Source organism: Pseudomonas idahonensis, from assembly GCF_037903935.1.
GTDB classification, from domain to species: Bacteria; Pseudomonadota; Gammaproteobacteria; order Pseudomonadales; family Pseudomonadaceae; genus Aquipseudomonas; species Aquipseudomonas danubii.
Genome location: NZ_CP149586.1, coordinates 5,128,654 through 5,140,921, shown reverse-complemented (window position 1 = coordinate 5,140,921; position 12,268 = coordinate 5,128,654). Strand labels below are relative to the sequence as shown.

Annotated in this window: 11 protein-coding genes and 1 pseudogene; 8 read left to right on the top strand and 4 right to left on the bottom strand. The window is 64.3% G+C overall.

Annotation, left to right across the window (positions count from 1 at the left end; all coding sequences use genetic code 11):
* Positions 1-163: 163 nt before the first annotated feature.
* Entirely contained in the window at positions 164-1,081 is a 918-nt protein-coding gene (locus WIN67_RS23100; RefSeq protein WP_102860652.1) for a LysR family transcriptional regulator, read from the bottom strand.
* 211 nt (positions 1,082-1,292) lie between these two features.
* Here WIN67_RS23100 and WIN67_RS23095 point away from each other — a divergent pair, with 211 nt between their 5' ends.
* The 6 genes from WIN67_RS23095 (at position 1,293) to WIN67_RS23070 (ending at position 7,046) form a co-directional block, all read left to right on the top strand.
* Complete coding sequence (locus tag WIN67_RS23095) at positions 1,293-2,051, top strand: 5-oxoprolinase subunit PxpA (RefSeq protein ID WP_102860653.1); 759 nt, start codon at positions 1,293-1,295, stop codon at positions 2,049-2,051.
* 94 nt (positions 2,052-2,145) lie between these two features.
* Positions 2,146-2,388: an acetyl-CoA carboxylase gene (locus tag WIN67_RS23090; RefSeq protein WP_102880618.1), complete on the top strand. Its 243-nt coding sequence runs from the start codon at positions 2,146-2,148 to the stop codon at positions 2,386-2,388.
* Between the two features lie 10 nt (positions 2,389-2,398).
* A complete protein-coding gene (locus tag WIN67_RS23085; RefSeq protein WP_272753663.1) occupies positions 2,399-3,772 on the top strand; it encodes an acetyl-CoA carboxylase biotin carboxylase subunit in 1,374 nt (457 codons plus the stop codon).
* The gene (locus WIN67_RS23080) at positions 3,769-4,641 is read left to right on the top strand and encodes an allophanate hydrolase subunit 1 (protein WP_339070087.1); all 873 of its coding nucleotides are present in this window, start codon (positions 3,769-3,771) and stop codon (positions 4,639-4,641) included. Before WIN67_RS23085 ends, WIN67_RS23080 begins: the two co-directional genes overlap by 4 nt.
* A complete protein-coding gene (locus WIN67_RS23075; protein WP_339070086.1) occupies positions 4,638-5,612 on the top strand; it encodes a biotin-dependent carboxyltransferase family protein in 975 nt (324 codons plus the stop codon). Before WIN67_RS23080 ends, WIN67_RS23075 begins: the two co-directional genes overlap by 4 nt.
* A gap of 111 nt (positions 5,613-5,723) precedes the next feature.
* The gene (locus tag WIN67_RS23070) at positions 5,724-7,046 is read left to right on the top strand and encodes a purine-cytosine permease family protein (protein WP_170001728.1); all 1,323 of its coding nucleotides are present in this window, start codon (positions 5,724-5,726) and stop codon (positions 7,044-7,046) included.
* A gap of 21 nt (positions 7,047-7,067) precedes the next feature.
* Here the strand turns inward: WIN67_RS23070 and WIN67_RS23065 are convergent, their stop codons facing one another.
* Both WIN67_RS23065 and WIN67_RS23060 read right to left on the bottom strand, forming a co-directional pair.
* Positions 7,068-8,678 (bottom strand): inorganic phosphate transporter, encoded by a 1,611-nt coding sequence (locus tag WIN67_RS23065; protein ID WP_339071739.1) that lies wholly within the window; start codon positions 8,676-8,678, stop codon positions 7,068-7,070.
* Positions 8,679-8,815: 137 nt separating this feature from the next.
* Positions 8,816-9,838 carry a transporter gene (locus WIN67_RS23060; protein WP_102880613.1) on the bottom strand — a complete coding sequence of 341 codons (1,023 nt, stop codon included), beginning with the start codon at positions 9,836-9,838 and terminating at the stop codon, positions 8,816-8,818.
* Positions 9,839-10,008: 170 nt separating this feature from the next.
* Here WIN67_RS23060 and WIN67_RS31190 point away from each other — a divergent pair.
* Both WIN67_RS31190 and WIN67_RS31185 read left to right on the top strand, forming a co-directional pair.
* A pseudogene (locus WIN67_RS31190) lies at positions 10,009-10,803 on the top strand (methyl-accepting chemotaxis protein); the annotation flags it as partial.
* 165 nt (positions 10,804-10,968) lie between these two features.
* Positions 10,969-11,736, top strand: coding sequence for a methyl-accepting chemotaxis protein (locus WIN67_RS31185; RefSeq protein ID WP_372820561.1), 768 nt, complete (start codon positions 10,969-10,971; stop codon positions 11,734-11,736).
* 82 nt (positions 11,737-11,818) lie between these two features.
* Here the strand turns inward: WIN67_RS31185 and WIN67_RS23050 are convergent, their stop codons facing one another.
* A complete protein-coding gene (locus tag WIN67_RS23050) occupies positions 11,819-12,136 on the bottom strand; it encodes a PepSY domain-containing protein (protein WP_025126917.1) in 318 nt (105 codons plus the stop codon).
* Positions 12,137-12,268: the final 132 nt, after the last annotated feature.

The window sequence follows — 12,268 nt, the reverse complement described above, 5'->3', positions numbered from 1 at the left end:
ATCGCCAGGCAAGGCCCTGCGGGCCTTTTCGCAGCCTCGCGGGCTCGGCAGCGGCTACAGGTGTCGGGTTGTAGCCGCTGCCGCAGGCTGCGAACGGTTCCGTAGGAGACGCCTGGATCTTGAGGCCGCTGGAGGTTCGGCAAGAGATCGCCAAGCAAGGTGTTCAGCGCCGGGCGCTAAGTTGCTGGGGCGCGAGGAAGGCGTCGTGGAAGTAGTCGCGCAAGGCCTGCATCGCCGGGGTGAAGGTCCGTTCGCGGTGCCAGGCCAGGCCTACGCTCATCGGGGTCACTGCGTCGCTCAGGCTCAGGGTCTCGATGCGCTTGCCCTCCAGGGACCAGGGTCGATGCACCAGGTCCGAAAGAATCGCCACGCCGCTACCGTTGGCCACCATGCTGCGCACCGCCTCCACCGAACTGGTGCGCACCCGTACATTGGGCTGCTGGCCGGCCTGTTCCCAGTAGCGCATGGCACTCTGCTCGGCTTCGTCGACGGTGAGCAGGATGAACGGCTCCTGGGCCACGTCCGCCAGGCTGACGCTGGCTCGTTCGCAGAGCCGATGGTGGGCCGGCAGCCATAGCCGGCGCTCGGAGTTGAACAGGGTTTCCGAAACGATGTCCGGGTGGGTCAGGTTGGCGGTGAGCACCACCGCCATGTCGAAACGGCCCTCCAGCAACCCTTGCTCGATGGCCTGGCGCTCCTGCTCGTGGAGTTCGATGGTGACGTCCGGGTGCCAGTGCTCCAGGCGTTGCAGGTGGTGCGGCAGGAAGTAGCCGATCACCGTGTAGCTGGCCGCCAGGTGCAGCACACCACTGGCCCGATAGTCCGGTAGCGGACTGTTCAGCGCATCCTCGACACTGCGCAAGATCACATAGGCGCGGTTGAGAAAATGCCGCCCGGCGTCGGTCAGGTTCATGCCCTGGGCCGAGCGCACGAACAACTGCACGGCGAGCATGGCTTCAAGCTCCTTGATCGCCGTGGTCACCGCCGATTGGGAGATATTCAAGTGGATCGCCGCCTGGGAGATCTGCCCGATCTCTGCGGTCGCCACGAAGTAGCGCACCTGGCGCAAGGTCAACGACATGTTCCATTCCCCATCACTTCTGTAGGAGCCGACTTGCCGGCCAAAGCCATCTCGCGCCGGTCTTCGCCGATACGTAGATCACCGCCTGCCAACTCCTAGCAGAGCTTTATCTGTTTTTCAGAAGATGCTCTATCTGATAATAGATCTTCCCAAGGGGTCAAGGCCGCTCTAATTTTCACTGCACGAAGTCACAAGAGTTGGAGCAACAGTGATGCAGGCAGTGGATTTCAATTCGGACATGGGCGAAAGCTTCGGCCCCTGGACCATTGGCGACGGCGTCGACAACGAGCTCATGGGCTTTATCAGCTCGGCCAATATCGCCACCGGCTTTCACGCCGGCGACCCCGGCACCATGCGCCGCACCATCGAACAGGCCAAGCGCCTGGGGGTGGCTATCGGTGCGCATCCGGGGTTCCGCGACCTGGTGGGCTTCGGCCGCCGGCACATCAACGCACCGGCCCAGGAGCTGGTGGACGACATGCTTTATCAGCTCGGCGCCCTGCGGGAAATGGCCCGGGTGCAAGGCGTGAAGTTGCAACACATCAAGCCCCACGGCGCGCTCTACATGCACTTGGCCCGGGATGAAGAGGCCGCGCGGCTGCTGGTGCAAAACCTGCGCAAGCTGGAGCCCGAGCTGCTGCTGTATTGCATGCCCAATTCGGTGATCTGGCACGTGGCCCAGGAGCTGGGGCAGCCGGTGATCCGCGAGTTCTACGCCGACCGCGATTACGACCTCAGTGGCTCCATCGTCTTCACCCGCCAGGTGCGCGCCCTGGACCCGGCCGCCGTCGCCGCCAAGGTGCTGCGCGCCTGCCAGACCGGCCTGGTACGTACGGTTGAAGGCGAGGACCTGGCCATCGAGTTCGATTCCATCTGCCTGCACAGCGACACCCCCGGCGCCCTGGATCTGGTGGAGGCCACCCGCACGGCGCTGGATCAGGCCGGCATCGAGGTGCGCGCACCGCGCTGAGGCGCATCGACACGAAGCACCGCGCACAGACGCGGGTTTCATCTGGTTTTGATTTTTTGCCTGCCTTTCTACAACTATTCCAAAAGGAACAGACATGGCCGAATACAGTGTTATTACCCCCTTGCCGGGCACCTTCTATCGCAAGGCCACCCCGGAGTCGGCGCCTTTCGTCGAGGTCGGCGACAGTGTCAGCGCCGATACCGTGATCGGCCTGATCGAAGTCATGAAGCAGTTTTCCGAACTGACCGCTGGGAGCGCGGGTCAAGTCAGCGCCTTTGTGGTGGAAGACGGTGATCCGGTGGAGCCGGGTCAGGTCGTCGCGACGCTCGAACAGTGAGGGCCAGGGCATGACTCAAGCAATCAAGAAGTTGCTGGTGGCCAACCGCGGCGAGATCGCCGTGCGCATCATCCGTGCGGCCAAGGCCTTGGGGATTCCCACCGTTGCCGCCTGCAGTGAGGCGGATGCCGACTCCATGGCTGCACGTATGGCCGATGAAGTGCAGATCATCGGCCCGGCGCGGGCCGACAAGAGCTACCTGAATGTCCAGGCCCTGCTCGGTGCCTTGCAGGCCAGCGGTGCCAATGCGGTACATCCGGGCTATGGCTTTCTTTCCGAGAATGCCGATTTTGCCGAGGCGGTGGTCCAGGCTGGGGCGATCTTCGTCGGTCCCAGCGCCGAAACCATCCGCCGCATGGGTGACAAGGCCGAAGCCCGGCGCACGGCGCAGGCGGCAGGTGTGCCCGTGGTGCCCGGCTCTCCAGGTGAGCTCTTCGACCTGGATGCCGCGCGCAAGGCCGCTGAAAGCGTGGGCTTTCCGCTGCTGATCAAGGCCAGTGCCGGCGGTGGCGGGCGCGGGATTCGCCTGGCTCAGGATGCGGCGCAATTGGCCGAGGAGTTCCCTCGGGCGCAACGCGAAGCCCAGACGGCTTTTGGCAATGGTGCGCTGTACCTGGAGCGTTTCATTGGCCGCGCGCGGCACATCGAAGTCCAGGTGCTGGGCGATGGCCAACACGCGGTGCACCTGTTCGAACGCGAGTGCTCGCTGCAACGGCGGCGGCAGAAGATCTTCGAAGAAGCGCCATCGCCGGTGCTCAGCGCCGAGCAGCGTGAGCAGTTGTGCAGCAGCGCCGTGCGCCTCACCGAAGCCTTGGGTTACCAAGGTGCTGGCACTCTGGAATACCTCTATGACGACAGCACCGGCGAGTTCTTCTTTATCGAGATGAACACGCGGATTCAGGTGGAGCACCCCATCAGCGAGCTGATCACCGGCATCGATCTGGTCCAGGCCATGTTGCGCATCGCCGGGGGCGAGCCCCTGGGGTTGCGCCAGAGCGATATCCAGCTCAATGGCGCGGCCTTGCAGATGCGCCTGAATGCCGAAGACCCGGCGCGGGATTTCTTTCCCAGTCCGGGCAAGGTCGAGCAACTGATCTGGCCGCAAGGGGCGGGGGTGCGGGTCGATAGTCACTTGTACCCGGGCTATGCTGTGCCGCCTTATTACGACTCGCTGCTGGCCAAGCTGATCGTCCACGGGCGTGACCGTGGCGAGGCCCTGGCCCGGGCGCGGCTGGCCGTGGAACACACCACCTTGACCGGCATGGCCAGCACCTTGGCGCTGCACCGTGAACTGCTGGCCGAACCCTGGTTGCAGCAGGCCGATTTTCACACCGGAACCCTGGAAACCTGGCTGGCCGAGCGCCGCGCCGGAGGTGTCGCATGAACCAGCCGATCCGCTACAGCTTTGGTGCCGACGAGCACCTGTTCGCCGAAGTCAGCGACAGCATGTCCCTGGAAGCCTTCTTCAAGGGCATGGCGGTGACCCGTGCCGTGGAGCGCCTGGAGTTGGATGGGGTGCTGGATGTGTGCCTGGCCAATGCCTCGTTCCAGATTCGTTTCGACCCGGATCGCATCGCCCCACACACCCTGCTGGAGGCGGTACAGCAGGCCGAGGCCGGGGCGGTGGCCGAGCGCAGCCTGCACACCCGGATCATCGAGATCCCGGTGCTCTACAACGACCCCTGGACCCACGAAACCCTGATGCGCTTTCGTGACCGGCACCAGGACCCCAGCGCCACGGACCTGGAGTACGCGGCGCGGATCAATGGCCTGGCGGACGTCGAGGCGTTCATCGCCGCCCACAGCGGTGCGCCCTGGTTTGTCTCCATGGTGGGCTTCGTCGCCGGGTTGCCGTTCATGTTCCAGATGGTCGAACGTGAACGGCAGTTGCAGGTGCCCAAGTACCTGCGACCACGCACCGATACGCCAAAACTGACCCTGGGCCACGGCGGCTGTTTCGGCTGCATCTACTCGGTGCGCGGCGCCGGCGGCTACCAGATGTTCGGCGTCACCCCGGCCCCCATCTACGACCCGCAGCAGCAACTGGCTTACCTCAAGGCGCACATGGTGTTCTTCCGTCCGGGGGACATCGTGCAGTTCAAGCCCATCGACCGTGAGGCTTACGACCAGGCGGTGGCCGAAGTCGAGGCCGGGCGCTTCGACCTGCGTATCCGCGAGGTGGAGTTTTCCCTGGATGCCTTTCTCGCCGACCCGGTCGGCTATCCCAAGTCGCTTCAGGAGGTGCTGGCATGATCAAGGTCATCAAACCGGGCCTGGCCACATCGGTGCAGGACCTGGGTCGCGAAGGTTTCTATCACCTGGGGATTCCGCCATCTGGCGCCTTGGACCAGTACGCCCTGAGCGCGGCCAACCAGTTGGTGGGCAACCCGGCAGGCGCGGCCGGGCTGGAGTGCACGCTGCTCGGGCCGGAGCTTGAGTTCAGCGCCGATGCCCTGGTGGCGGTTTGCGGCGCGCACATGACGCCCAAACTCGATGGTGTGGACATGCACCTGGACACCGCTTTTGCGGTCAAGGCCGGGCAAGTGCTGCGCTTCGACTTTCCCAAGGCCGGGGCCCGGGCCTATCTGGCGGTGGCCGGTGGCATCGATGTGCCGCTGGTGCTGGGCAGTCGTTCGACCTACGCCCTGGGCGCCCTGGGTGGTTTCCAGGGCCGGCGCCTGGCGGCCGGGGATGAGCTGCCGGTGGGCGTCGCCAGTGGCAAGAGCCGTCCCGGTGCCAGCTTGCCCATGGCGTTGCGCCAGTCCCTGGGGGGCGAAATCATCCTGCGGGTGGTGCCGGGCCTGTACTACGAACGCTTGAGCGACGCGGCCAAGGCCAGCTTCTTCGCCGAACCCTGGACCGTGGGTTCGGAGGCGGACCGCATCGGCTATCGCTTCAAGGGCGGCAGCGCCTTGAGCTTCCAGCCCCGGGAGCAGCCGTTCGGCGCCGGTTCCGATCCGTCGAACATCGTCGACAGTTGCTACCCGATTGGCTCGATCCAGGTGCCGGCGGGGCTGGAACCCATCGTCCTGCACCGGGACGCGGTGTCCGGTGGCGGCTACGCCATGATCGGCACGGTGATCAGCGCCGACCTTGACCTGATCGGTCAGATGCAGCCCAACCAGAAGGCCCGCTTTGTCGCGGTGACCCTCGAAGAAGCGCTGGAGGCCCGGCGTTCCTACAAGAAAAAGCTCAGCTGTCTGAGCAAACTGTTTCCTTCCTGATTCTGCCCGCCGCATCGCGCGGGCCATGCCAAAAGGTAGGCCAACGCCGCACTTCGGTGCGGTGACGGCTGCCCGCGCTTCAACCCTTGATCGGTTCTGGAGTTCACGCACATGGCAGCTTTATCGCAAGCGAATCAAACCGGGCAGACCCCGGCCAATGTGGCCCTTCCCAGCGATGCACGCATGGGCCGACTGTCCCTGACCATGGCCTGGTGGGCGGTGTGTAGCGCGATGTTCTACATCGTCGTCGGCGCCTCCCTGGCACTGTCCTACGGCACCCGCAATGCACTGATCGGCATGCTGCTGTCGGTGCTCAGTTATGGCCTGGTGAACAGCGTGCTCAGCCGCTTCGCCATGCGCAGCGGGCTCTCGGTGGCGCTGTTTTCACGGTTGTTGTTCGGCAGCACCGGGGCCTGCCTGGCGACCTTGATTTTCTTCTCTACGGCGATCTACTACGCGGTGTTCGAAGGGTCGGTGATCGCCGTGGCCCTCAACCACCTGTACCCGCAACTGCTGTACCCGCTGGCGGCGCTGGTGGTGGTGCTGTACAGCGTGCCGTTGATCCTGGGCAGCGTGCAGCACTGGCTGGACAAGCTCAACGGCGTGCTGTTGCCGGTGTACCTGGGGGGCTTGCTGTTCGCCGTGGGCCTGTCCATCAGCCGTTATGGGTACCAGCCGCAATGGCTGGATTTCGGCCCGGCCAATCCCAGTAGCACAGGCTGGTGGGATTGCTTCGTGGCCTACATGGGGGTGTGGATCCTGATGCTGTTCACCTTCGACTACGCGCGCTTCGGCAAGCCCGAAGACGCCGGCTATCACGGTCGCTGGAACTTCGGCATGCCGTTCTACGCGGTGACGTTCTTGCTCAACGGTGCGGCAGGGATCTATCTGGTGAGCAGCATTCCCCATGACGGTGCACTCAACGAAGTCTCGGTGGTGATGGCGATCCTGCAATTGATGGGGCTGTGGGGGCTGTTGTTCGTCTGGGCCACGCAAACCCGGATCAACACCGCCAACTACTACCTGGCGACCTTGAACATGCAGGCGTTCTTCGGCCGCTTCGGCCTGCGCGGTTCCTACCTGATGTGGGCGGTGGCCGTGGGGATCATCGTCTACGGCCTGATGCTGGCGGATGTGTTCGCCTACCTGCTCAAGGCCCTGGCCTATCAGGGGATCTTCGTGGTGGCCTGGGTCGGCGTGGCCCTGGCGCAGATTCTGCTGGGGCGTACCGACGTGGCGGCGATTGAGCGCGTGGCGGCCTTCAACCCGGTGGGGCTGACGGCCTGGTTCGGCGGCACGGCCCTGGGCCTGATGCTGATGTGGGCGGGGGGTGGCTTGGCCAGTTTTTCGGCACCACTGACCGGGGTCCTGGCGTTTGCCTTGCAGGCCGGGCTGGCCAGTCGTTTGCACAGCCGCTTGCCCGCCGCCGGCTGACGGGGCGGGGCCAGCGGCGGCTCAGAACAGTTGGGTGAACAGCCAGTACAGGCTGCCCGACAGCAGGATCGCCGCCGGCAAGGTCAGGACCCAGGCCATGGCCAGGTTGCGGATGGTGCGCATCTGCAACCCGCCGCCATTGGCCACCATGGTCCCGGCCACCCCCGACGACAAGACGTGGGTGGTCGATACCGGCAGGCCGAACATATCCGCCGCGCCGATGGTCAGCATGGCCACGGTTTCCGCCGAGGCGCCCTGTGCGTAGGTCAGGTGGGTCTTGCCGATCTTCTCGCCGACGGTCACCACGATGCGCTTCCAGCCCACCATGGTGCCCAGGCCCAGGGCGATGGCCACGGCGATCTTCACCCACAACGGGATAAAGCGCGTGGCGTTGTCGATCTGTTGCTTGAACAGTTGCAGCTTGTCCCGGGTGTCCTGATCGAAGTGGCCCACCTGGTTCTTGTCCATCAGGCGGATGGCTTCGCTGGTCAGGTACATGTCGTTGCGCACGTTGCCCATGGCTTCGGCGGGCACCTTGGCCAGTGAGCCGTAGCCCTTGACCTCGGCACCGATGGCGCCGGTCAGGGCGGCCAGGGCGGGGATCAGCTCCGGCGTCGCTTGCTTGCTGCGCATGTACTCCGAGAGCACCGCGCGAGGATCGGCTGGCGCCGGTTGCGGGGCGCTCTTGATCAGGGCTTGCTGGGTGACTTCGGCCACCGCGGCGAACTGCAGCGACTGGTCGGCGGGCATGGTGCGGTTCAGCGCATAGGCCATGGGCAGGGTGCCCACCAGGATCAGCATGATCAGGCCCATGCCTTTCTGGCCATCGTTGGAGCCGTGGGCGAAGGACACTCCGGTGCAGGTCAGGATCAGCAAGCCGCGAATCCACCACGGCGGCGGGGCGTCGCCCTTGGGCGCCTTGTACAGCGCGCGATTCTTGACGAACAGGCGCAGGGCCAACAGCAGCAGGGCGGCAAACACGAAACCGATCAATGGCGAGAGCAGCAGGGCGTAGCCGACCTTGGTGGCCTGGCTCCAGTCCACGCCGCTGGTGCCGTCACGGCCGTGCATCAGCGCGTTGGCCACACCGACGCCGATGATCGAGCCGATCAGGGTGTGGGAGGACGAGGCCGGCAACCCCAGCCACCAAGTCCCGAGGTTCCACAGGATGGCGGCAATCAACAGGGCAAAGATCATCGCAAAGCCGGCTGAGGAGCCCACCTGCAGGATCAACTCCACCGGCAACAGGGCGATGATGCCGAACGCCACCGCGCCGCTGGACAGCAGCACCCCGAGGAAGTTGAACAGACCGGACCAGACCACCGCGAACTGTGGCGGCAGCGAGTGGGTGTAGATCACGGTGGCCACGGCGTTGGCGGTGTCGTGGAAGCCGTTGACGAACTCGAAGCCCAGGGCGATCAGCAGGGCCACGCCCAGCAGCAGGAAGGGCGTCCAGGTGGTGACCGTGGTGCCCAGTTCGTGCATGTCGTGCACCAGGCTGTAGGCGGTGAACAGCAAGCCCATGGCCAGCACCGCGAAAAACACCACCAGGGTGAAGGGGCCGGGTTTTTTATCCAGTTGCGGTTGGCGATCGAGGCTGGAGGAGGCGGCAGTCAGGGACGGGGTGGCCATTGCTGGACAATCCTGTTGCTGGAAAGGAATGGTGTCCATGATCGTTGCCAAATGTTACAGGGAGACTGCCTCAGGTCATGGTTTAGGTGATTGAGCTGTTCCGTTGATCAAATCAAGCCGGCCCCTACAAGGTGGGGTCAGTAGTCCTGGCGCTTGCGGAAGGCCCAGCGCCCGGCGATCACGGTGAAGGTGGCCACCAGCGCCACCAGGATCCAGAAGCCCTCCGGGTCGCCGGAAAAGGGAATACCGCCGACATTCATGCCGAAGAAGCCGGCGATGATGTTGATCGGCAGCGCCAGCACCGTGACCACGGTCAGGGTGAACAGGGTGCGGTTGGTCTGTTCATTGAGGTTGGCGGCGATCTCTTCCTGCAGCAGTTTGATCCGTTCGCCGAGGGCGGTGAGGTCGTTGATGATCAGGGCGAACTCTTCGGTGGACTTGCGCAGTTCCTTGACGTCTTCCTTCTGCAGCCATTGCGGTGGCCGATTGAGCAGGCGCAGCAGGGAACCCGGCTCCAGGGCCAGCAGGCGCTGCAGGCGCACCAGTACCCGGCGCATGGCCCCCAGTTCGGCACGGTTGCTGGAGACTCGGGACGCCAGCAACTGGTCTTCGATCTGGTCGACGCTGAGGCTGGTCTTGCGCACGATCTGGGTCAGCACTTCGCCCTGGTCGCGCAGCAGGTGCACCAGCAGTTCCAGGGGCGAGCGAAAGCGTTCGCCGGCCTTGACCGAGGAGCGCAGCTTGTCCACCGAATGCAGGGGCTGCAGGCGGGCGCTGATGATCAGGTTGCTGCGCACGCAGACCCACAGGGTGGAAATGTCCGAGGACACCATGCTGCTGAAGTTGAATACCACATCGTTGACCACCGCCAGCAGCGCCGAGTCCACGTGTTCGATGCGAGTCGAGCGCGAGCCTTCGTGCAGGGCTTCGAAGAACTCCTCGGGCAATTGCAGGTGGGCTTTCATCCAGCGCTCGCAGGCGGCGTGGGCCAGGTTCAGGTGCAACCAGAGGAATTGGTCGTCGTTGTGCGGCTGTTGCAGGGCTTGCAGGGCCTTGGCTGAGTCCAGTTCATGACCCCGTTCGCCGGGCCGAAAGTTGAAACCGTAGAGCAGGCCAAACAGATCGGAATCGCGGTGACTCTGGTCGATGCTGTGGTTCATGGGGTCTCGCAGGAGGGACAGTGCCTGGCGCGGGCTTTACAGGTTCACTTGGGCCTCATCATGGCAAGGCTTTTTGACAGTTTTGTGACGTTTCAAAGTGCACAGTCCGCGTTGCCATACCAGTGGTCGGCAGCGCTCAAGAATGGATCGCGGATGCCGATCACGCTCACATGCAATGCGCATTCGATTTTCCTCGAATGCTCCTGACAGGGAAGTTCGGACCTACGCATGCCTTTAGTGGCTTGCTCCATCCCTGCCATGAGATCTTCTCGATGTTTTTGCAAAAATCCCTGAGAGCGCAAATTCTTGCCCTGCTGAGCGGTAGCCTGTTTGCGGTGTTGTTGATCGCCCTGGCGTGTTTTCACTTGCTGTCCGGTGGCGTGCAGAGCTACCGCGAGCTGATCGAAGGTCCGCTGCGCAGTTCGCAGCTGATCGACGAGGCCAACCTGCAGTTCAAGAGCCAGGTGCAGGAGTGGAAGAACGTGTTGCTGCGGGGCAAGCAGCCCCAGGAGCTGAACAAGTACTGGCAGCAGTTCGAAGATCGTCAGCGAGATGTGCAGAACATCCTCGGCCAGTTGGCCCAGAAGCCGGGCCTGGACTCGGGCTTCAAGAGCCGGGTGCAGCGCTTGGCCGAGGAGCACCGTGCGCTGGGGGCGGCCTATCAGAGGGGCCGTGACGCCTATGTGGCCGCAGGCGCCGATCCGAGTGCCGGTGACGCTGCGGTCAAGGGCGTGGACCGTGCCACCAGCGAACAGATGAGCGAGTTGGTGACCGAGCTGCGCAAGCACAGTGACCAGCAGTCCCGGGACATCAGCTCGGCGGCTGATCGTACGGTGTGGCTGGGCATCCTGGTGATGCTGGTTTCCGGTTTGCTGATCGGCCTGCTCAGCCTGTGGCTGGTGAACCGCAGCCTGGTACAGCCGATCCGCCAGTTGATCGACTACGTCGCCCAGCTCAGCCGTGGCCAGTTCGCCGACCGGGTGGCCAGCGATCGTCAGGACGAACTGGGCAGGCTGGCCGCCGCCGCCAACACCCTGCGTGACTTCCTGGCCCAGACCTTCAGCAGCCTGCAGCGCAGTGCCGCGGACCTGGACAGCTCCAGCGGCGAGCTCAATTCCATTGCTACCCTCATGTCCCAGGGCACCAACGAGCAGTTCAACCGCACCGATCAGGTGGCGACGGCGATGAACGAGATGTCCGCCACTGCCCAGGAAGTGGCGCGCCACGCTGCCGATGCTGCCCGCGCCGCAGATGATGCCGACCAGTCGGCGCAGCAGGGCGAGCAAGTGATGCAGAGCACGATCCACAGCATCACCCAGATGCGTGGCGAGATCGCCAACACCGCCACGGTGATCCGCCGCCTGGAGGCTGACAGCGGGCGTATCGGCAAGGTCCTGGAAGTGATCCAGGGGATCGCCGAGCAGACCAACCTGCTGGCGCTCAACGCCGCCATCGAAGCGGCCCGGGCCGGTGAGGCGGGGCGTGGGTTTGCCGTGGTCGCCGATGAGGTGCGCAGCCTGGCCCAGCGTACTGCGGCGTCCATCATCGAGATCAATCAGATCATCCAGAGCGTGCAGATCGGTGCGGTGGATGCGGCCCAGGCTATCGAGAGCGGTCAGTCGCGCAGCGAGCAGAGTGTGCAGCAGGTGACCGAGGCCGGTGCAATGCTGGAGCGCATCACCGAAGCGGTGGAAGCGATCCGCGACATGAATCGGCAGATCGCCACCGCCGCCGAGGAGCAGACATCGGTGGCCGAAGACATCTCGCGCAACCTGACCGAGATCACTTCGATTGCCAGTACCAACCTCGATAACGTCCAGCGCACCGAAGCGGCGAGCCGCAACCTGCATGGTCTGTCGGGACAGTTGAACGAAGTCACGGCGCGTCTCGGCGCCTGATACCGCTCACCCTGTACGCGGGCCCAAAAGCACAAGGCCGCGCTCCGGTAACGGGGCGCGGCCTTGTGCTGTGTGCGGGGGCTTACTTGTCTTGCTTGTTGCTCAGGACCTTGCCGGTCTTGGCGTCCAGGTCCACGTCCCACTCGATGCCTTTGCTGTCACGCAGTTCTACCTGGTAGACGTAGGCGCCTGTAGCGGTCTGCTCCAGCTCGGTGTCGGTGATGTTGGCGGCGGTGGTGCCCGGGTGCTGGGCCAAGGCTGCCTGGTTGAGTTTTTCCAGGTCCATGATGGCGCCGGATTTGAGCAGGCCCGGGATCAGGTCCGGACGGACATCGGCCTGGGCCAGGCCGGCGGTCAGGGTCAGGGCGGCAGCGGCGAACAGAGCGGAGAACTTGGTCATGGGTTGATTCCTTGGGGTGATGGGTTTCGATGGACACAGGTTAGCCAGTGCAACTTAACTCACCCTTAATTCAGGTCAGTGGTTGCGCCGTTTGTTCAAGCCAGGGGGCTGGGGCGGGGCCCAAGCTGGTGT

Bases quoted from the DNA above. Each gene is read 5' to 3' on its own strand.
- WIN67_RS23100 (WP_102860652.1), bottom strand. From the start codon at position 1,081: ATGTCGTTGACCTTGCGCCAGGTGCGCTACTTCGTGGCGACCGCAGAG.
- WIN67_RS23095 (WP_102860653.1), top strand. From the start codon at position 1,293: ATGCAGGCAGTGGATTTCAATTCGGACATGGGCGAAAGCTTCGGCCCC.
- WIN67_RS23090 (WP_102880618.1), top strand. From the start codon at position 2,146: ATGGCCGAATACAGTGTTATTACCCCCTTGCCGGGCACCTTCTATCGC.
- WIN67_RS23085 (WP_272753663.1), top strand. From the start codon at position 2,399: ATGACTCAAGCAATCAAGAAGTTGCTGGTGGCCAACCGCGGCGAGATC.
- WIN67_RS23080 (WP_339070087.1), top strand. From the start codon at position 3,769: ATGAACCAGCCGATCCGCTACAGCTTTGGTGCCGACGAGCACCTGTTC.
- WIN67_RS23075 (WP_339070086.1), top strand. From the start codon at position 4,638: ATGATCAAGGTCATCAAACCGGGCCTGGCCACATCGGTGCAGGACCTG.
- WIN67_RS23070 (WP_170001728.1), top strand. From the start codon at position 5,724: ATGGCAGCTTTATCGCAAGCGAATCAAACCGGGCAGACCCCGGCCAAT.
- WIN67_RS23065 (WP_339071739.1), bottom strand. From the start codon at position 8,678: ATGGCCACCCCGTCCCTGACTGCCGCCTCCTCCAGCCTCGATCGCCAA.
- WIN67_RS23060 (WP_102880613.1), bottom strand. From the start codon at position 9,838: ATGAACCACAGCATCGACCAGAGTCACCGCGATTCCGATCTGTTTGGC.
- WIN67_RS31185 (WP_372820561.1), top strand. From the start codon at position 10,969: ATGTCCCAGGGCACCAACGAGCAGTTCAACCGCACCGATCAGGTGGCG.
- WIN67_RS23050 (WP_025126917.1), bottom strand. From the start codon at position 12,136: ATGACCAAGTTCTCCGCTCTGTTCGCCGCTGCCGCCCTGACCCTGACC.